This is a genomic window from Halomonas sp. R57-5, assembly GCF_900070345.1.
GTDB classification, from domain to species: domain Bacteria; phylum Pseudomonadota; class Gammaproteobacteria; order Pseudomonadales; family Halomonadaceae; genus Vreelandella; species Vreelandella ventosae_B.
Map to the genome: position 1 here is coordinate 2,321,004 of NZ_LN813019.1, position 20,786 is coordinate 2,341,789.

The window sequence follows — 20,786 nt, forward strand, 5'->3', positions numbered from 1 at the left end:
AACCCAATGGGAGACCCTATGAACTTTCTTGCCAATCCTCTGACCAGCTCTTTGTTTCCAGCCAGCGCTTTTACAAGCGCGTGGTCGAAACATCAAAATGCTTCCACCGCGGTGCCAGGTGGCGAGGCGCTCTCAGCGTTGTTCGACCCATTCGGATTTGGGCGCGCTGCCTTTGGTTACTGGCGCGATAGCATGGAGCGCAGCGTTCTGTATCTGGACGTGATGCGCGAACGGGGTAATCAATACCTTGAGCACATGGAGCAAACCAAGCCCAATGTGTTGGGGTTTGATACCGAAGTGCTGATGGATGGCCGAACGCTACCCCGGCCAACCAACTACGAGCTGCTGCGCGTGCTGCCCCACGAGGGGACGGAAATTGATCCACAGAAGCGTCCTTTTGTGGTGGTAGACCCACGTGCGGGGCACGGGCCAGGGATTGGTGGATTTAAGCCGGACAGCGAGTTGGGCGTGGCGCTCAAAGCGGGGCACCCCTGCTATTTTATTGGTTTTTTGCCGTTTCCAGAGCCGGGCCAAACCGTCGAAGACGTAGTTGAGTCGGAAATTGCCTTTCTTCGCCATGTGATTGAGCTTCATCCCGAAACCACCGAAAAACCGATGGTGGTGGGCAATTGTCAGGCGGGCTGGCAAATCATGATGGCGGCGGCGTTAGAGCCGGACGTTTTTGGGCCTATCCTGATTGCCGGCGCCCCGCTTTCCTACTGGGCGGGTGAGCACGGCAAAGCCCCCATGCGCTATACCGGCGGTATGGCGGGGGGCAGCTGGATTACCGCGCTGACGAGTGATATTGGTGACGGCCTGTTTGACGGCGCGTGGCTGGTTCAGAACTTCGAGCGCTTGAACCCGGCTAATACCTACTGGAAAAAGCAGTACCACCTTTACGACAACATCGATACCGAAGCGGGCCGATACCTCGATTTTGAACGTTGGTGGGGCGGTCATGTCGTACTGGGCGGTGAAGAGATACAGTATATTGTCGATAACCTGTTTGTCGGCAATAGACTCTCTACCGCACAGCTGGTGACCCGTGATGGGCGCCGCATCGACCTGCGCAATGTGCGCTCGCCGGTGGTCGTGTTCTGTTCGCGTGGCGACGATATTACCCCGCCGCCTCAAGCGTTGGGCTGGATTCGTGATCTATATGAAAACACCGATGACATCATTGCCAATGAGCAAACCATCGTCTATTGCCAGCATGATACGACCGGCCATCTAGGTATATTTGTTTCGGGCAGCGTATCGCGCAAAGAGCATACCGAATTCACTGCCAATATGGATTACATCGACGTGCTGCCGCCTGGGCTGTACGAAACCTCCATATCTCCGGCAGAGAAGGGCGAAGACGCTGAGTTGTTCGAGCGTGATTATCTGCTTGAATTTATGCCGCGTAACTTTGAAGAGTTAGATCAGGCAGTAATGCACAAGCCGGAGGATGACCGTCGTTTTGCCACCGTGGCGCGGATCTCGGAAATCAATTTGGGGATGTACCGGCTCTTTCTGCAGCCCTGGCTAAAAGCCATTATGACGCCGGAAGCTGCCCGCTTTATTCGTCGTATGCACCCGATCCGCTTGGGCTATAAGCTGCTTTCTGACCGCAATCCGCTTTCAGTGCCGCTACCGGTAATGGCGGAAGCTGTGCGTAAAAATCGTCATCCGGTATCTCAAGACAATCTGTTTAAAGCGCTTGAGACCATGGGTTCTGACCAACTGGTCGCAGGCCTCAACGCGATGCGCGATCTGCGTGATAGCAACACCGAAAAAATGTTTATGGATATCTACGGTCAGCCGTTGTTGCAGGCTGCCGTTGGCCTATATGGCGATGCCCATGTGCATCGTCGCCGCCCAGGGGCCGAGCCTGAGCATCGTCGCTTCATTGAGCAGCGTCAGGAAGAGCTGCGTGAGAAAATTGCCAAGGGTAGTGCCCATGAAGCGGTGATGCGCTCGCTTATCTACGTGCTGGGCGGTGCTCCAGCCACGGATGAGCGTAACTTTAAGCGTTTGAGAGCTTCGCGCGCAGAACTTGAGCCTGGTATTGAACTGAGTGATTTTAAAAACCTGGTACGTGAGCAGTTCTTTATCTTAAAGCTGGATCGCGAACAGGCGTTGAATTCGCTACCTGATTTGCTCTCAGGGCAGAGTAATGACGATATCGATGGCCATATTAGCCACCTGGAGCACGTGTTCGCCGCTAGCGGGGAGCTATCAGAGCATACCGCTGAGCGCTTTGCCCAAGTTAAAGCGCTGTTTGATAAAGCCAGGCCCAGTAAGCCAGTAGCAACTGCTAAACCCGCCGCTGCCCAGAAGACAGCCGACAAGGTTGAAGCCGTGCCTGCTAAGCCTAAAGCGGCCACAAAGCCTAAAGCGACTACAAAGCCTAAAGCGGCTACAAAGCCTAAAGCGACCGCTGCGCCCGCTAAACCAGCAGCCAATAAGCCCTCAGAAGCTAAGCCTGCAGAAGCTAAGCCCTCAGAAGCTAAGCCCGCAGAAGCTAAGCCCGCAGAAGCTAAGCCCGCAGAAGCCGCTAAGTTGGCATCAGTTAAGCCAGCCGCTGAAACGACCTCTAAGTCTTCTTCCAATGGCGAGGAGTCAGCTGAGCCAACGGCAAAGCCCGCTAGCACTACCGGTCGTCGAAAGACCCCGCGTAAGCGCTAAAACAGTGCGTTAGCTCACTGCGCCCCCGCCTATTTGGTGGGGGCGCTTTGTTTGTCTCAATCGCTTTTGGGTTGCTGTAATGCTGGTGGCAGTCTAGTGTCTAGCTACTATTTACCTGAAATATAACCTTGGTTGTCTAAAATCTACGGATTCTCCCTACGCCATGGTTGCTACTGGCGCTTAGCTTAGGGCTGGGGTAGGGTAGGCGCATTTTTTCATCCGTATCTTTTTGACGGGCGGTTTCATCCCGGCGATACGGCACCGAATTCAGAGCACGCGCTAGACAGCCCGTGCATTAGGAAAGTGGAGCACTATGGGCAAGTCACTGGTCATCGTCGAGTCGCCAGCGAAAGCGAAGACGATTAACAAATATCTCGGCAACGATTTCATCGTGAAGTCGAGCGTGGGTCACATTCGTGACCTGCCGACCAGCGGCTCAGGTAAGGCAGCCTCCGATCCCAAGGAGCGCGCGCGCCAAGCCGCAGCGACACGCAAGATGTCGGCGGAAGAGAAAGCAGAATATAAAAAGCGTAAAAGCCAGGATCAGCTGATTCGGCGCATGGGGATCGACCCCAACAACGGCTGGGAAGCCCACTATGAGGTGCTGCCCGGAAAAGAGAAAGTCGTTGCCGAACTAAAGAAGCTGGCTGAAAAAGCTGACGCTGTCTATCTCGCAACGGATTTGGACCGCGAAGGGGAAGCCATTGCCTGGCACCTGCGCGAGACCATCGGTGGCGATGACAGCCGTTACAAGCGCGTAGTGTTTAACGAAATCACCAAAAACGCTATTCAGGACGCCTTCAAGGCACCTGGGGCACTCAATATACCGCGGGTGGAAGCGCAGCAAGCAAGGCGCTTCCTGGATCGTGTTGTGGGCTTTATGCTCTCGCCTCTATTGTGGGCGAAGGTGGCGCGTGGGCTGTCGGCTGGCCGTGTACAGTCAGTTGCGGTACGTCTGATTGTCGAGCGCGAGCGTGAAATTCGCGCCTTTATTCCTGAAGAGTTTTGGGATGTGCACGCGGATTTAGCCTCGCCCGAGGGTGAGCTGGTGCGTTTTGCCCTGGTACGCCAGGATGGCAAAGCCTTTAAACCCACCTCCGAAAAAGACACCTTGGCGCGTATTGAGCAGCTTCGCAAAGCCAAGCTGGCAATTACCTCCCGGGAAGATAAGCCGACTAGCTCAAAACCCACGGCGCCCTTTATTACCTCTACGCTGCAACAAGCGGCGAGTGGCCGGTTAGGCTTCTCAGTCAAGAAGACCATGACCATGGCTCAGCGCCTCTACGAGGCGGGCTACATCACCTATATGCGTACCGACTCAACCAACTTATCGAAAGATGCGGTTGAAGGTGTGCGCAGTTATATCGGTGAAGAGTTCGGCAAGCGCTACTTGCCAGAAGCGCCGAACCGCTACAGCAGCAAAGAGAGTGCCCAGGAGGCCCACGAGGCAATTCGCCCTTCCAGCGTTGAACGTAAAGCGTCCGACCTGGCCGGAATGGAGCGCGATGCCGAACGCCTTTATGAGCTGATCTGGCGTCAGTTTGTGGCTTGCCAAATGACACCTGCAGAGTACCTGTCGAGTACGCTCAGTGTGGAAGTTGATGGCTATGAACTGCGTGCAAAAGGTCGCGTGCTGAAGTTTGATGGCTACACCCGGGTGATGAAGCCCAGCGGTAAAAATGAGGATCAGAGCCTGCCTGACTTGCCTAAGGGCACGCCCATGGCGCTGGAAGCACTCGACCCCCAGCAGCACTTTACCAAGCCTGCTCCACGCTACACCGAAGCAAGCCTGGTGAAGGAGCTTGAGAAGCAGGGGATCGGTCGTCCTTCTACCTACGCTTCGATTATCTCGACGATCCAGGATCGCGGCTATGTGAAGTTGGAAAACCGCCGCTTCTATGCCGAAAAACTGGGCGATATCGTTACCGAGCGGTTGAAAGAGTCCTTCCCTGATTTGATGGACTTTTCGTTTACCGCTCGCATGGAAGATGGCCTGGATGAAGTCGCTGAAGGCGAGCGTAACTGGCAGGCCCTGTTGGATGCCTTCTACGGCGAGTTTCGTGAAGAGCTGGCTAAGGCAGAGAGCGAAGATGGTATGCGGCCTAATCAGCCGGTGCCAACGGATATCGACTGCCCGAGCTGTGGCCGTCATATGCAGATTCGTACCGCTTCTACCGGTGTTTTCCTGGGGTGTAGCGGTTATAACCTACCGCCCAAAGAGCGCTGCAAAACCACCATTGACCTGATTCCAGGCGAAGAGGCGGTGGCCGAAGACGCGGGCGAAGAGGCCGAAACGGATGCGCTGCGTGCCAAGCGTCGCTGCCATAAGTGTGGCACGGCGATGGACAACTATCTGATCGATGAAACGCGTAAGCTTCACATCTGCGGTAATAGTCCCGATTGTGACGGCTACGAAGTGGAGAGCGGGAAATTCAAGATCAAGGGCTACGACGGCCCAATTATCGAATGCGACAAGTGTGGTTCTGAAATGCAGTTGAAATCTGGCCGCTTTGGCAAGTATTTTGGCTGCACCAACAGCGAATGTAAGAACACCCGTAAGCTGTTGAAGAGTGGTGAAGTGGCGCCGCCGAAAATGGATCCGATTCCCATGCCGGAGCTGGCTTGTCAAAAAGTTGACGMCCACTATGTGCTACGTGACGGAGCAAGCGGACTGTTTTTGGCCGCCAGCAAGTTTCCGAAAAATCGTGAAACGCGACCGCCGCTGGTGAAAGAGCTTAAAGCGCACGCCGATGAGCTGCCTGAGAAGTACCACTTTATTCTCAAGGCACCCAGCGAAGATCCCGATGGCCGCCCGGCGCAGATCCGTTACTCGCGTAAGAGTAAAGAGCAGTACGTGATGACCGACGAAGATGGCAAGGCCACCGGCTGGAAGGCTATGTTTGRTGCCGGTAAATGGCACGTGGAGGACAAGCGCAAGTGAATGCACGGTCTCGAACCAACCAGCTGCTCTACCAAGCGGAGCTATTAGCTGCTTTGCCGGCGGGGGATGATGAACATGCCCCGGCGCGGCAAATGGCGCTGGAGGAGAGTGCTTTAGCGCTTTTTGAGCTGGCACTGGAGTCGCTGCTGCGAGAAGTTACTGAGCACGCCCGCTTATCTGACCACCGTTGGACGGTGTTGCTAGCCCAGGAAGGCCCTGCTTTAGCCGAATTACAGCGTCTGCGCGACTTAGCGGCTCAGCCGGAAAGCTGGCTGAATTGGTTGGTGGTGCAGCTTGAGCGTCTGCATAGTGACGATGGAGCCGCGCGGCGTCCGACGCACAACCCGGCTATGATTGCAGTGGGTAACTCAACCGGTTTGCGTCAGCCGCTGCTGGATAATCTCCAGGCCGCCAAGCGTGAAATTGATGCGCTGCGCGAAACCAGTTTGGAGTGGTGAGAGTTAGGCAACGCTCAAGTAGTCAGGAAAGGAGATCATAATGCGCTACAACCAAGTCAAAGATTTAGTCGAATGGGCCGCTGGTTTTCATGCGCGGATGGCGGAACAGTATAGCGAGGCCGCTGGTAAAGCGGACAATGAACGCCTACAGATGGCCTTTAATTACCTGGCCAGCCGCGAGCTAAAGATGAAAACGGGCCTTGAAGAGCTCTTTCATGACGGCTCTGATCAGTCAGAGGTGCTGGAATTATGGTTCGATGATTCGAGCGATTTTCCCCAGCCGCCTGAACTGGATCGCCTGGCAGAGCAAACGATAGCCGGCTCCTTAGAGGATGCGATGAGGACAGCAACGTCCTCGCACCAGCGCCTTCAAGGGCTTTACGAACATCGCGCTTCGCGTGCGAAAATTGAGCCTGAAGAGGAATTCTTCAACGCTCTGGCTCAAGGGCATAATTCTGAAATACGCCATATAGTGGCCAGTATGGAAGAGTTGCAGGGCGTTTAATGGGTCTCTATCAGTCGTTTGTAGCTAATGGCTTATGGGGTGCGTCAGGCGTGACCATGACGAAATTACTAACGGCGGATGTGGGAATAAGGTATAACAGCCACCAGATGTGCCCAGTCGGTCAATCACGGGCTAACCTGTTTCGAGAGCTTTCATGTTTTTAGTTAATCGCCGCCGATTTTTAGCCATGGTACTGAGTTTGCCGGCCGTGGCCAGCGCTGCCGTCACCGCGCCTGCCGGGCCCGGTCAGTCTGCCTCAACTGATCTTATAGAGACAATGCTTAGCCGCGCCCATGTGCCGCGCCATAGCAACGAGCTGTGGGTGCTGGTGGATGATAAAGAGGCGACTCTTAGCGTCTTCCGTGGCAATGCGCTACTGGAGCGGTTTGCGCCCATCTCGCTTGGCCGCGCGGGGGCTAAAACCCAGCGTGTGCGCGGCGATAATGTGACCCCCATGGGCGAGTTTCATGTCAATCGTTTTAATTATGAAAGCCAGTGGCGTACATTCATTGGCATTGATTACCCAACGCCGTTGCATGCGAGAATGGCGCTGGAAAAAGGCATTTATTCCCAAGCTGACTATGATGATTACTTCGACTACTATCGACGTTACGGCCACCCGCCGCAAAACACCGCACTGGGTGGAGCGATCGGGATACACGGTCTGGGTAGCGCGGATCCCGATATTCACGGGCGCTATCATTGGACCCAAGGGTGTGTCGCTGTGACTAACGAGCAAATTGATCGCTTGACCGAGCTAGTGGGTGTTGGCACACGTGTAGTGATCCGTTAAGCTGTTGCCGTTGATGGAAGTTCGAGGTTTTAAATAAGTGGCTATAGACAACCGCTGTAGTCTATTATAAAACAGCGTTTGACTTGCGTGCTTTGCAGCACAAGTCACTGAAAAGAACCTGCACCGCAGGTAGACAAATTTAAGCTAAGAACTTATTCTGACTTAAGTGACTAGCCTTACCTTTGTCATACCCTTAACGTAGTACCCAAGGACGACTCAAGGAGAACATTATGACTCTGAAAACTACTCTGAAGATGACTGCTGCTGCCGCTTCACTGGCAATTCTTGCTGGTTGTGCTTCTACCAGCGCGCTGGAAGAAGTTCGCATGACTGCTGAATCTGCACAGGCTGACGCTGCAGAAGCACGTAGCATGGCTTCACAAGCAATGAACACTGCAAACCAAGCCCAGCGCGATGCGCAGGCTGCTCTGCAGATGTCTGAGCAGAACCGTGAAGAAATGAACCGTATGTTCCAGCGCTCCATGCAGAAGTAATTCTGCTTGGGCTGCTCAGGGGGTCGCCCGGCTCTCTTCGCAGTTGCTGGAAAATGTAGTTAGTGGATACATCGAAAAGAGGGCGCTGTAAGTTAAGGCGTCAGACAATTAGGTTATTTTACTAGCTACGCAAAAAACCCCGCTTCGGCGGGGTTTTTTGTTGCTTTTATACTGCAGGGGCGTCGTTTAGGCGTCTTTATCAGTGTCCTGATTGACGCTGAGCTTAAGTTCGTCGATCAGTTCAACAGGCTCGGGTTCTGGCTCAGGAGCCTGCGGGCCGAAGAGGGCGATAAATTGACCGTCAGGGGCTTCTACGGCGCGKTGAATCCGTTCGGCGTCTATTTCAGCGTCGTTGTCAGTCAGCTCTGTGACGCGCTCCAGGGCGTTAAGCAGTGGCTCGAAGCCTTCCACATTCTCTTCCAGCTGCGGAAACGACTGTACAAACAGCGTGCCGTCGGCAGCAAAGCCCGCTTTGAAGGGTGCATCCATCAGGTTGACCTGAGTGCCGCTGGGCAAGCGCTCATAAAGCGATTTGATATCTTCCGGGTACATGCGAATGCAGCCACGGCTAACTCGCATGCCCACGCCATCGGGACGGTTGGTGCCGTGAATCAGATAGCTCGGCATCGCCAGCAGGATCGCGTGCTCGCCTAAGGGGTTGTCAGGGCCAGGTGGCACTACGGAAGGCGCTGGGTCGCCGCGTTCGGCTGCTTCGCGACGCATAGATGCCGGTGGAGCCCAGGCGGGGTCTTTAACTTTAACCGTGGTGCGGGTGATGCCCACAGGGGTGGCAAACTCTTCACGTCCTACGCTGACCGGGTAGGTTTCGACGATACCGGGCTTGTCGGCAGGGTAGTAGTAGAGGCGCAGCTCAGAAAGGTTGATGACAACGCCTTCGCGCGGCGCGGGCGGCAGAATGTATTGGGTGGGGATCACCACCTCGGTGCCTACTCCCGGTACCCATAGGCTGACGCCCGGGTTGGCCATGCGGATCTCTTCATAGCCAATGTTGTGGCGGCGGGCGATATCAATCAGCGTTTGCTTGGGGTCTTCAACGACGACCGTGTAGCGTTCGCCAATCACATCGCCATTTTCAGGGAGGCGAAAGTGGCCACGGGGCAGCTCGTCCCGGTCGGCAACCTGAGCAGCGCTATCGACGGCGTCGAGACTGACTTCCTGTGCCTGCTCTTGTGAGGCCTCTTCTGGTTGTTCCTGCGTCTGCTGTTCTTGCGCCTGGGCTGAGTTATCGGCTTGCTCGTCAACCGGCTGCGCATAAGCGGGGCTAATCAGGCTGGCGGCTAATAGCACGGCCAAGCTGGTGGGGCCCCAAAGGGTAAAGGTATTGCGAATGTTCATGGTCGTTCCTAATGTGTTGATTCACTGCTGCTGCGCGTTGTGGGGCCACTATTGCTAATTAGCGGCTGGCTACTGGCAATTTTGCCCCATGCGTCACGCCGCCGCTACTTTTTGATTAAGGGTGCTAAGTAGGTTCTCAAGCTGCTGGAAGCGCTTGTCGACACTTTCCATTGGTAATTCAAACCGTAAGGTGTCAGAACCGTCTAAACGGTAATGTGCTGGAGAGGTCTGAATTAGTGTCACCAAGGTTAATGGATCCACCTGGGTGCTGCTATCAAACAACACCCTGCCGCGGCTTTCACCGGCCTCAATCTTGCTGATACCCAGCTGCTCTGCACGGTGACGCAGCTTGGTCTGGCGAATCAGGTTTTTCAGCGGGTTGGGTAGCAAGCCAAAGCGGTCGATTAGCTCAACCTGTAACTCTTTAAGCTCGCTATCGCTCTGGGTGTTGGCAATCCGCTTATACATCACCAGCCGCTGCTGGACATCGTGAATGTAATCATTGGGGATCAGTGCGGGCAGGTTGAGGTTAATCTCCACGCCGGTATTGAAGGGTGCATCGATATTGGGCGTTTTGCCGGCGCGAATGGCCTTCACCGCACGATCCAGCATCTCCATATAGAGCGTGTAGCCGATGGTTTCCATCTGGCCGCTCTGTTCATCCCCTAGCAGTTCGCCTGCGCCACGGATTTCCATATCGTGGCTGGCCAGGGTAAACCCTGCGCCTAAATCGTCCGAAGCGCTAATCGCTTCCAGGCGTTTGATGGCATCGCGGGTCATCGCTTTGGGTGGCGGGGTCAGTAGGTAAGCGTAAGCCTGGTGGTGGCTACGCCCAACCCGGCCCCTCAGCTGATGCAGTTGCGCCAGGCCAAATTTATCGGCGCGCTCAATAATAATGGTATTGGCACTCGGCACATCAATGCCGGTTTCAATAATGGTCGAACATACCAGCACGTTAAAGCGGCGGTGGTAGAAGTCCGACATTATGCGTTCCAGGCTGCGCTCGGGAAGCTGGCCGTGGGCAACGCCCACGCGTGCCTCGGGGATCAGCTCACGGATCTTTTCAGCACTGTTCTCAATGGTTTTGACTTCGTTATGTAACACATAAACCTGGCCCCCGCGGAGTATTTCGCGCAGCAGGGCTTCCTTAATGATGCTGGCGTCGTGCTGCTGGACAAAGGTTTTGACCGAGAGGCGTCGAGCGGGTGGCGTGGCAATGATCGACAGATCACGGATGCCGCTCATGGCCATATTCAGCGTGCGCGGTATGGGGGTGGCGGTCAGCGTTAAAATATCGACTTCAGCGCGCAGCGTTTTGAGTTTCTCTTTTTGCGCAACGCCAAAGCGGTGCTCCTCATCGATGATCAGCAGGCCCATTTTGGGCAGCTCAACGCTTTTAGCGAGCAGCTTGTGGGTGCCGATGACGATATCCGTTTGGCCGCTTTTAATGCTCTCGAGCGTCTGGGTGACCTCTTTGCCGCTGGTAAAGCGCGAGATGAGGCCAATATTGACGGCGGTATCGGCAAAGCGGTCGCGGAAGTTCTCGAAGTGTTGGCGCGCCAGCAGGGTAGTCGGTACCAGAACCACCACCTGACGGCCAGACTGCACGGCCAGAAACGCCGCCCGCATGGCGACTTCGGTTTTACCGAAGCCGACGTCGCCACACACTACGCGATCCATGGGTTGTGGCGAGGTCATGTCGCTGATCACCGCTTCAATTGCCGCGTGCTGGTCGGGGGTTTCCTCAAACGGGAAGTTGCCTGCAAAGCGCAGGTACTCCTCGCCTGGCGCTTCGTAGACCACCCCTTGCTGGGCTTCCCGGCGGGCGTAGACATCCAGCAATTCCGCGGCGGTATCACGAATTTTCTCGGCGGCTTTACGGCGGGCTTTTTCCCACTGATCCGAGCCTAGTTTGTGCAGCGGCGCCAGTTCATCACCGGCACCGCTGTAGCGGGAGATCATATGCAGGCTGTCGACGGGCACATAAAGCTTGGCGCCATCGGCGTAGGAGAGCGCCAGGAACTCATTCGCCTGGCCACCGGCCTCTAAGGTTTCCAGTCCTAGGTAGCGGCCAACGCCATGGGCCTGGTGAACCACTGGCGCGCCTTCGCGCAGCTCCGACAGATGACGTACCGCAAGCTCGTTGTCGTCGGTGGCTTTTTCGCGCCGTCGACTCTGGCGTACCACGTCGCCAAACAGCTCGGTTTCACTAATCACCGCAACGCTTGGGTTATTCAGCCATAGGCCGCTATCCACCAAGCCTTCGGTGATGGCATAGGGTTGGCCGCTGGCAAGAAAATCGTGGAAGCTATCGGTATGGGGTAGTGCGAGTCCGAGAGGCGCCAGGATCTCTTCGAGCGCTTCACGCCGGCCCCGCGACTCCGCCACAAACAGCACCCGGGTTTGAGCGTGGGCGTGCAGAAACGCCGACAGCTCGGCTAACGGCTGTTTGGCGCGAGCATTAATAGACAGCGTAGGGAGCGGCGCGGCTTCAGGCTGCTGCGCGTGGCGCTGCTCGGTATCCTCAGTAAGTTCGATACGTGGTCGGGCTTTAATTGCCGAGAATACGTCATTGACCGGAAAAAATGCCCGGTGCGGGGGCAGCAGCGGTCGTGTGGGGTCAACGCCCAAGTTAACGTATCGGGCGTCAATTGATTGCCAGTGCTGCTCTGCGGAATCAAAAACGCCTGGCAGTAGCGCTACCCGGGTATCGTCCGTCAGGTGGTCAAACAGTGATGCGGTCTGCTCGAAAAACAGCGGCAGGTAGTGCTCAAGCCCCGGTGACGGAATGCCTTTCAGGGCATCGTTGTAGAGCGGGCACTGTCGGGGGTCAACGTCGAACAGGGTCTCAAACTGCTCGCGAAAACAGGCAATAGCGCTGCGGCTTAACGAATATTCGTGTGCGGGTAGCAGCTCCAAGGTGTCTAGTTTGTCGGTAGAGCGCTGGCTGCCGGGATCGAAGTGGCGCAGGGAGTCGATCTCATCATCGAATAGATCAATGCGGATCGGTTCGTCCATGCCCATGGCAAACAGATCGATTAGCGCACCGCGCATGGCGTATTCGCCGGGCTCATACACGGTTTCGACAGCGCGATAGCCCGCCCGAGAGAGCGATTCACGAAACCCTTCGCGATCCAATCGCTCGCCGGTTTTAAGCGTCATTACCCGACCGGCGATATATTCAACTGGGGGTAAGCGCTGCATCAGCGTATTGATCGGCACCAGCACAATGCCGCGCACGCCATCTTGCAGCTGACGCAGGGTGCGCAGCCGGGCCGAGACAATATCCTGGTGGGGAGAAAAACTGTCGTAGGGCAGCGTTTCCCAGTCGGGGAAAGGCAGTACCGGTACATCGCTATAGAAGTAGAGATCTTGTTCCAGGCGCTGGGCGCTGGCCGTATTGGGAGTGATCACCAATAGGGGGGCTTTAGCAGCAACGCGGGAGAGTGCCAGCGCCGTCGCGCTGCCCGGCGGCGATGTCCAGTAGAGCGTATCGCGAGTCCCTTGAGGCTGGGGCGGTTCGAGCAGTGAGAATGTCGGCATAAGCAAGATATCGTTTTGCGCTGAAACGGAAGGGAGATCATACACGATCACCCGTTTCAGTTAGAGTGCCGCGACGGATGGTAGCGGCTGAATCTTTTCCCATAAGGTCGTTTTGTAGTGAGATCGGCGTTTCTGTAATACCCCTACATGGTGTGCGACTATCCATTCATTGCGGCCGCGTAGCTCGCCCCGGATAATACACCCACCGTTTCCACTATCTGATGAGGCCGCACGTGAGTCAGCAAGCGCTCGAAAACGTTTTTCAAGAATGGCAAGGCAACGAAGCCTTGGCGGAGCAGATGATCCCGTTAGTAGGGCAGCTCTATCGTCAGAATAATGTCGTTGCCACCATGTTCGGACGTTCGCTGATCAAACGCTCGGTCATTCGTATCCTTAAAGACCACCGCTTCGTGCGTAAAATAGAAGGCACTGAGCTCTTGGTTGAGGATACTTACCCCATTGTGAAGGGCATGGTCGCTTTGAACCTTGGCCCCGCCCACGTGGATGTAGGCAAGCTGGCGGTGATGTTCAAGAACCAGGGCGGTGGCGATGTCGACGCCTTCCTGCGTAAAGAGCTCCACGAAATTATTGATGGCTACCAGCCAGGTGCCAGCACCGGTGAGCCGCAAGATGTGGTGCTCTACGGTTTTGGCCGCATTGGCCGTTTGCTGGCACGGGTGATGATTGAGAAAGCCGGTGGCGGTAACTTGTTACGCTTGCGCGCTATTGTGGTTCGCGGCCGTGGCGATGTAGCCAAAGACCTGGAAAAACGCGCTAGCCTGCTGCGCCGTGATTCCGTGCACGGGCCCTTTGATGGCACCATCATGGTCGATGCCGATGCCCGCACGCTGACGGTCAACGGCAATGTGATTCAGGTCATTTACGCCGACTCGCCCAGCGAGATTGACTATACCGAGTATGATATCGATAACGCGGTGATTGTTGATAATACCGGTATCTGGCGCGATGAAGAGGGTTTGGGCCAGCACCTGAAGTGTAAAGGCGCTGCCAAAGCGTTGCTAACGGCACCGGGTAAAGGCGATATTAAAAACATCGTTTACGGTATTAATCACGAATCCATTGGCGACAGCGATCTCATCGTCTCTGCTGCCTCTTGCACTACCAATGCGATCGTTCCGGTATTGAAGGTGCTCAACGATGAGTACGGTGTGGTGAATGGTCATGTGGAAACCGTGCATGCCTATACCAACGACCAGAACTTGATCGACAACTACCATAAAGGCGACCGTCGCGGCCGTAGTGCGGCGCTGAACATGGTATTGACCGAGACAGGAGCCGCCAAGGCGGTAGCCAAAGCGCTGCCTGAGCTTGAAGGTAAGTTGACCGGTAATGCTATTCGCGTGCCGATCCCCAATGTCTCAATGGCCATTCTTAACCTGACTCTCGATAAAACCACCGACGCAGTCGCACTTAATGACTACTTGCGGCGCATGTCGATTGAGTCCGCCTACCAGAAGCAAATCGACTTTGTCGACTCTGCAGAGGTGGTGTCATCGGACTTTGTGGGCAACCGCCATGCCGGTATTGTCGATGCTAAAGCGACTATCGCTAATGGCCATCATGCGGTCGTATACATGTGGTACGACAATGAATTTGGCTACAGTTGCCAAGTCGTGCGTATTTTACAGCAGATGTCTAACGTGCGTTTTTTGAAGCTGCCGCGCTAACCTCAGGGGCCAGATTGCCCTTATGCGGGGCTGTCCGGCTCATTGCGTTTACCAACGCCACCTTAGGGTGGCGTTTTTTTTACCTCAATAAAGCCTTTTTTCGTTGTCTATAACACTTTAGGTGGCCCTCAGGGATGTGGTCATTGGACGCGCTTATCTTTATAATACGATGGATTTTTCGGGGTGGTTCAAGTGCTGCTTGGGCCGGACTGGTAACGATCTGAGCAGAAAATAACAATTCACTGAGCAGAACATAAGCATTCGAACCCCATACCTTCGTATATCCGATCCAACAACTGGGCGAGACTATGATCGAAGTCAAAAAAGGCCTGGATCTCCCCATCACGGGAGCGCCCGAGCAGCGTATTGAAGATGCGCAGGCTGTGCGCCATGTGGCAATCCTGGGAACTGACTACGTTGGCATGAAGCCGACAATGGAAGTCCAGGAAGGGGATAAGGTCAAACTAGGCCAATTGCTCTTCACCGATAAGAAAATTGATGGTGTGCGCTATACAGCGCCCGCTGCCGGTGAAGTGCTTGCAATAAACCGTGGCGAAAAACGTCGTTTACTATCTGTCGTGATCAAAGTCGACGAAACTGAGGAAGCGGTTGAATTCGCGGCTCACGATCGTAATGCCTTAGTGCAGCTTGAGCGTCAGGTCGTTGTCGACCAACTGGTAGAGTCGGGACTCTGGACTGCATTACGCACTCGTCCTTTCTCGCGCACGCCGGCCATTGATAGCACGCCGGCCGATATTTTTGTAACTGCCGTGGATACGCATCCACTTAGCCCTGACCCTGCCCTGATCATTAATGAACAGGCGCAGGCATTCGAGGATGGCCTCAAGGTGTTAGCGCGCCTGACCGAGGGCAACGTCTTCCTATGTACAGGCGAAAACGGTACAGGCGAAAACGCCTCAATTCCGGGCGGTGATGTGGATGGCGTAAAGACAGAAAGCTTTGCTGGACCGCATCCGGCAGGCCTTGTCGGCACCCATATTCATTACCTTTCGCCGGTCGCACTGCATAAAAAAGTGTGGCACATCGGCTATCAGGACGTTATCGCGTTCGGTAAGTTCTTTGTCGAAGGCAAGTTGGATATGAGCCGAGTGGTCGCCATTGGTGGCCCGCGTGCTGAAAACCCTCGCTTGGTCCGTACACGTGTCGGCGCCAGCACGGATGAACTCTTGGCAGGCGAAATCATCAAACCCGATGACACCCGCGTTATCTCTGGTTCAGTATTCTCTGGTTTTGCCGCTGAAGGTAAGTTGACCTACCTTGGCCGCTTCAGCAATCAACTAAGTTTGCTGGAAGAAGGCAACAAGCGCACGTTTATGGGATGGCTCTCTCCCGGTGCTAATCGCCACTCGGTCTTAGGTATCTACATCTCTAAGATTAAAGGCTTAAGCAACTATGCGCCGACCACCTCTACCAATGGCTCCGAGCGTGCTATGGTGCCGGTAGGTGCTTATGAAACGGTGATGCCGTTGGATATCATGCCAACTCAGCTACTGCGTTCGTTGATCGTGGGCGACATTGAGGTTGCCATGCAGCTTGGGTGTTTGGAGCTGGACGAAGAGGATCTGGCGCTGTGCACGTATGTTTGCCCCGGCAAATACGAATATGGCCCCATCCTGCGTGACAATCTCACCATGATCGAGAAAGAGGCCTGATGATGGGTATTMAACAGACACTCCAAAATATCGAGCCGCATTTCCACAAAGGCGGAAAGTACGAAAAGTTCTATCCGCTATTTGAAGCGGTAGATACCATTTTCTATACACCGCCGAGCGTGGCTAAAACCACTGCGCACGTGCGTGATGGTATCGATCTAAAGCGCATCATGATTACCGTATGGATGTGTACCTTCCCAGCCATGCTGTTCGGTATGTGGAACGCAGGCTGGCAGGCTAACACCGCCATCGACGCAGGCTATGCCTCTATGGCTGGCTGGCGTGAAGCCATTATGATGACGTTGGCTGGTGGACATGACCCAAGCAGCTTCTGGGCTAACTTTGTCCTCGGTGCTACCTACTTCTTGCCCATTTATCTTGTCACCTTTGTGGTTGGTGGCTTCTGGGAAGTGCTCTTTGCTATCAAGCGTGGCCACGAAGTTAACGAAGGTTTCTTCGTTACCTCGGTGCTGTTTGCGCTGATCCTGCCGGCTACTATTCCGTTGTGGCAGGTGGCTCTGGGCATCACCTTTGGTGTGGTGATCGGTAAAGAGATCTTCGGTGGCACGGGTAAGAACTTCTTGAACCCCGCGCTAACCGGCCGTGCATTCCTTTACTTTGCCTACCCAGCGCAGATCTCCGGTGACTCTGTATGGGTGGCCGCCGATGGCTATACCGGTGCGACGGCACTCTCAATGGCGTTCCAGGACGGTATGTCTGCGCTGACCGACGCCTTTAGCTGGTGGGATGCCTTCCTTGGCTTTATCCCCGGCTCAGTGGGGGAGGTCTCGACGCTGGCGATCTTTATCGGCGCTGCAGTGCTACTGTGGACGGGGATTGCCTCCTGGCGAATCATGCTGGGGGTGTTCCTGGGCATGGTGGTAACCAGTACGCTGTTTAACCTGATCGGGTCTGACTCGAATCCAATGTTTGCCATGCCGTGGTACTGGCATCTGGTCATCGGTGGTTTCGCCTTCGGTATGGTATTCATGGCGACTGATCCGGTGTCAGCCTCGATGACCAACCAAGGTCGTCTGCTGTTTGGTGCGCTGATAGGTGTGATGACCGTCTTGATTCGCGTTGTGAACCCGGCTTTCCCGGAAGGCATCATGTTGGCAATTCTGTTCGCTAACCTGTTTGCACCGCTGATTGACCATTTCTTCGTCCAGGCCAACATTAAGCGTCGCGTGAAGCGTACCGGCGTTCCGGCCGAGGAGACTGCCTAATGGCACAAGGTAACAACTCCATCAAAAAAGTCCTGATTGTGGCGTTCTCACTGTGTATCGTGTGCTCCGTCATCGTCTCGACCGCTGCGGTCGCTTTGCGACCCATGCAGCAGCTTAACCAGGAGCTTGATCGTAAAACTAATATCTTAAACGTTGCCAAGCTTTATGAGCCGGGTATGGACGTTGAAAAGGTATTTAGCGACGAGATCACTGCTCGAGTCGTTGACCTGGATACGGGCGAGTACTCTGATGAGTTTGATCCCGATACCTACGATAGCTTTGAAGCTGCTCGTGATCCCGCCTCGGGTCGCACGCTTTCTGGCGAGCAGGACATCGCGGGTCTATCACGCGTCGAAAACTACGCCACGGTTTACCTGATTGGTGGTGAAGACGACCCGGAACAGATCGTGCTGCCGATTCGTGGTCAAGGCCTGTGGGGCTTAATGCGCGGCTTCCTGGCCGTAGAGGGTGACGGCAATACCATCGTCAGTATCACCTACTACGAGCACAGCGAAACGCCAGGCCTGGGTGCTGAAGTTAATAACCCGCGCTGGCAAGCACAGTGGGAAGGTAAGAAAATTTACGATGAAGAGGGTGACCTCTCACCGGAAATTCACCTGACCAAAGGCGGCGCCAGTGACGAATACGAAGTCGATGCGCTATCTGGCGCTACGCTAACCAGTAACGGCGTCACTAATATGCTGCAGTTCTGGCTAAGCGAAGAAGCTTTCGGTCCCTATTTGGCTAAATTCCGCAGTGGTACAGAGCCGGAAGACGCCGAAGAGACCGATACCAACTTCGAAGACGTTGAGGGGGCCTGATCATGGCGGACGTAAATGCAAAAGGCGTTTTAACGGCGCCGATTTTTCATAACAACCCCATTGCGCTGCAAATTCTGGGGATCTGTTCAGCACTGGCGGTAACCMCCAGCATGAGCGTATCGCTCGTTATGGCGCTGGCGGTTATCTTCGTAACGGCATTTTCTAACCTGTTCGTATCGTTGATCCGGAATCATATTCCCTCTTCGATTCGTATTATCGTACAGATGACCATTATTGCCTCGCTGGTTATCGTGGTTGATCAGATTCTCAAGGCGTATGCCTATGAGATGTCTAAGCAACTCTCGGTATTTGTGGGCTTGATCATTACCAACTGTATCGTCATGGGGCGTGCGGAAGGTTTTGCGATGTCCAATACCCCGGGCATGTCGTTTTTAGACGGTATCGGCAACGGCCTCGGTTATGGCTTTGTACTCATGGTGGTGGGTTTCTTCCGTGAGCTGCTGGGGGCAGGTAGCGTATTCGGGATTACTATCCTCCAGACCGTCCAAAACGGTGGCTGGTACGTTCCCAACGGTCTGCTGTTACTGCCGCCTTCCGCGTTCTTTATTATCGGTCTACTGATTTGGGTGATGCGTTCCGTTAACCCTGAGCAGGTAGAAGATAATGAGTTCAAAATGAAGGAAAACACCAAGCCCAAGGAGGCCGTGTAACATGGAACATTATCTGAGTCTTTTTGTTGCCTCGGTGTTTGTAGAAAACATGGCGCTGGCCTTCTTCCTGGGGATGTGTACTTTCTTGGCGGTTTCCAAAAAAGTCTCCTCAGCGATTGGCCTGGGCATTGCGGTTATTGTGGTGCTGACCGTCACCGTACCGGTTAACAACCTTGTCTATACCTTCCTGCTGCAGGAAGGCGCGTTGACCTGGACCGGTATTAGCGGTGCTGAAAACATTGACCTTTCATTCCTTGGGTTGCTCTCCTATATCGGTGTTATTGCCGCGCTGGTACAGATCATGGAAATGTTCCTTGATAAGTACGTGCCGTCGCTCTACAACGCGCTAGGGGTTTTCCTACCGCTGATTACCGTTAACTGCGCCATTCTTGGTGGCGTGCTGTTTATGGTGGAGCGTAGCTATAACTTTGGCGAAGCCGTGGTGTATGGCTTCGGTGCGGGCACCGGTTGGGCATTGGCTATTGCTGCCCTGGCGGGTATTCGTGAAAAGCTGAAGTACAGCGATGTGCCGGGTGGCCTCCAAGGGCTGGGCATTACTTTCATCACCGTGGGGCTGATGTCGTTGGGCTTTATGTCCTTCTCGGGCATTCAGCTTTAATCGGAGCCGGTTTTTCCCAGCGGTGCCAGACGCCGCTGGGTAATAGAAACCTCCAGCAATAGGAAACCGACATGGTTGATACAACAGTCATCTTGCTCGGTGTTGTCATGTTCACGGTCATCGTTATTAGCTTAACGGCGATCATTCTGGCAGCGCGCAGCAAGCTTGTGAGTAGTGGGGACGTGACCATTGAGGTCAATGGCGACCCCGAGCACACATTGCAGACCCAGGCCGGTGGCAAACTGCTAAACACGCTAGCAGCCAACGGCATTTTCCTCTCTTCCGCCTGCGGTGGCGGCGGTTCTTGTGCCCAGTGTAAGTGCCGGGTAGAAGAGGGCGGTGGCTCTATTCTGCCCACTGAAGAGTCGCACTTCACCATGCGTGAGAAGAAAGAGGGCTGGCGCCTCTCTTGTCAGGTACCTGTGAAACAGGACATGAAAGTCGAAGTGCCTGAAGAGGTCTTTGGGGTTAAGAAGTGGGAGTGCGAGGTTATCGCTAACCCCAATGTGGCCACCTTTATCAAAGAGCTGAACCTGAAACTGCCTGAGGGTGAAGAAGTCGCCTTCCGTGCCGGTGGCTATGTCCAGCTCGTTGCGCCGCCTTACGATGTCAAGTTTGCTGATTTTGATATTGAAGAGGAGTACCGGGGTGACTGGGAAAAATTTGATATGTTCAAAATTTCCCACAAGAGCAACGAGGAAGTGATTCGCGCTTACTCCATGGCGAACTACCCGGATGAGAAGGGTATCCTCAAGTTCAACATCCGTATCGCCACGCCGCCTCCGGGCACGGATCATCCGCCTGGCTTAATGTCGACTTACGTCTTTAATCTTAAAGAAGGCGATAAGGTCACTGTGATGGGGCCGTTCGGTGAGTTCTTTGCCCGTGATACTGACGCCGAAATGATCTTTATCGGTGGTGGTGCAGGTATGGCACCGATGCGCAGTCACATCTTCGATCAGCTGAAGCGCTTGAAGTCTGAACGCAAGATTACCTTCTGGTACGGTGCACGCTCCTGGCGTGAAACCTTCTACAACGAAGAGTACGACAAGTTAGCCGAAGAGTTCCCTAACTTTGAGTGGCACTTGGCGCTGTCTGATCCTCAGCCGGAAGATAACTGGGAAGGGCCGACAGGCTTTATCCATAACGTACTGTTCGAAAACTATCTGAAGGATCACCCTGCGCCTGAAGATTGTGAGTACTACATGTGTGGACCGCCGATGATGAACGCCTCGGTTATCAAGCTACTGCTTGATATGGGCGTTGAGCCGGAAAATATCCTGTTGGATGATTTCGGTGGCTAAACGGTCGGCGTAAGTCGATAGTAG

Annotated in this window: 15 protein-coding genes; 13 read left to right on the forward strand and 2 right to left on the reverse strand. The window is 54.6% G+C overall.

What is annotated here, in order from left to right; translation table 11 throughout:
* Positions 1-18 precede the first annotated feature (18 nt).
* The 6 genes from HALO_RS10630 (at position 19) to HALO_RS10655 (ending at position 7,861) form a co-directional block, all read left to right on the forward strand.
* On the forward strand, positions 19-2,670 hold the full coding sequence (locus HALO_RS10630) for a DUF3141 domain-containing protein (protein ID WP_050713411.1): 2,652 nt from the start codon (positions 19-21) through the stop codon (positions 2,668-2,670).
* Positions 2,671-2,983: 313 nt separating this feature from the next.
* A complete protein-coding gene (gene topA, locus HALO_RS10635) occupies positions 2,984-5,611 on the forward strand; it encodes a type I DNA topoisomerase (RefSeq protein WP_050713412.1) in 2,628 nt (875 codons plus the stop codon).
* Entirely contained in the window at positions 5,608-6,069 is a 462-nt protein-coding gene (locus HALO_RS10640) for a DUF6586 family protein (protein ID WP_035579836.1), read from the forward strand. The genes topA and HALO_RS10640 overlap by 4 nt, the downstream gene beginning before the upstream one ends.
* A gap of 40 nt (positions 6,070-6,109) precedes the next feature.
* A complete protein-coding gene (locus tag HALO_RS10645) occupies positions 6,110-6,574 on the forward strand; it encodes a hypothetical protein (protein WP_035579834.1) in 465 nt (154 codons plus the stop codon).
* Between the two features lie 154 nt (positions 6,575-6,728).
* Positions 6,729-7,367, forward strand: coding sequence for a L,D-transpeptidase family protein (locus tag HALO_RS10650; protein WP_035579831.1), 639 nt, complete (start codon positions 6,729-6,731; stop codon positions 7,365-7,367).
* Positions 7,368-7,597: 230 nt separating this feature from the next.
* Entirely contained in the window at positions 7,598-7,861 is a 264-nt protein-coding gene (locus HALO_RS10655) for an Lpp/OprI family alanine-zipper lipoprotein (protein WP_022523170.1), read from the forward strand.
* A gap of 186 nt (positions 7,862-8,047) precedes the next feature.
* On the opposite strand, the gene HALO_RS10660 is transcribed toward HALO_RS10655, so the two are convergent.
* Both HALO_RS10660 and mfd read right to left on the reverse strand, forming a co-directional pair.
* The gene (locus HALO_RS10660; protein WP_050713413.1) at positions 8,048-9,217 is read right to left on the reverse strand and encodes a L,D-transpeptidase family protein; all 1,170 of its coding nucleotides are present in this window, start codon (positions 9,215-9,217) and stop codon (positions 8,048-8,050) included.
* Positions 9,218-9,310: 93 nt separating this feature from the next.
* The gene (gene mfd / locus HALO_RS10665) at positions 9,311-12,760 is read right to left on the reverse strand and encodes a transcription-repair coupling factor (protein WP_172821671.1); all 3,450 of its coding nucleotides are present in this window, start codon (positions 12,758-12,760) and stop codon (positions 9,311-9,313) included.
* Between the two features lie 233 nt (positions 12,761-12,993).
* Between mfd and HALO_RS10670 the strand changes: the two genes are divergently transcribed.
* The 7 genes from HALO_RS10670 to nqrF all read left to right on the forward strand — a co-directional run bounded on the left by HALO_RS10670 (position 12,994) and on the right by nqrF (position 20,762).
* The gene (locus HALO_RS10670; protein ID WP_035579826.1) at positions 12,994-14,448 is read left to right on the forward strand and encodes a glyceraldehyde-3-phosphate dehydrogenase; all 1,455 of its coding nucleotides are present in this window, start codon (positions 12,994-12,996) and stop codon (positions 14,446-14,448) included.
* 308 nt (positions 14,449-14,756) lie between these two features.
* Positions 14,757-16,121, forward strand: a complete 1,365-nt coding sequence (locus HALO_RS10675; RefSeq protein ID WP_035579824.1) for a Na(+)-translocating NADH-quinone reductase subunit A — start codon at positions 14,757-14,759, stop codon at positions 16,119-16,121.
* Positions 16,121-17,347 carry an NADH:ubiquinone reductase (Na(+)-transporting) subunit B gene (locus tag HALO_RS10680; protein ID WP_050713414.1) on the forward strand — a complete coding sequence of 409 codons (1,227 nt, stop codon included), beginning with the start codon at positions 16,121-16,123 and terminating at the stop codon, positions 17,345-17,347. The genes HALO_RS10675 and HALO_RS10680 overlap by 1 nt, the downstream gene beginning before the upstream one ends.
* Positions 17,347-18,168 carry a Na(+)-translocating NADH-quinone reductase subunit C gene (locus tag HALO_RS10685; RefSeq protein WP_035579817.1) on the forward strand — a complete coding sequence of 274 codons (822 nt, stop codon included), beginning with the start codon at positions 17,347-17,349 and terminating at the stop codon, positions 18,166-18,168. The genes HALO_RS10680 and HALO_RS10685 overlap by 1 nt, the downstream gene beginning before the upstream one ends.
* A gap of 2 nt (positions 18,169-18,170) precedes the next feature.
* Positions 18,171-18,839, forward strand: a complete 669-nt coding sequence (locus HALO_RS10690) for an NADH:ubiquinone reductase (Na(+)-transporting) subunit D (protein WP_050713415.1) — start codon at positions 18,171-18,173, stop codon at positions 18,837-18,839.
* 1 nt (position 18,840) lies between these two features.
* A complete protein-coding gene (nqrE, locus tag HALO_RS10695) occupies positions 18,841-19,458 on the forward strand; it encodes an NADH:ubiquinone reductase (Na(+)-transporting) subunit E (protein WP_009286984.1) in 618 nt (205 codons plus the stop codon).
* Positions 19,459-19,529: 71 nt separating this feature from the next.
* Positions 19,530-20,762 (forward strand): NADH:ubiquinone reductase (Na(+)-transporting) subunit F, encoded by a 1,233-nt coding sequence (nqrF, locus tag HALO_RS10700; protein WP_035579811.1) that lies wholly within the window; start codon positions 19,530-19,532, stop codon positions 20,760-20,762.
* The last annotated feature ends 24 nt before the right edge of the window (positions 20,763-20,786 follow it).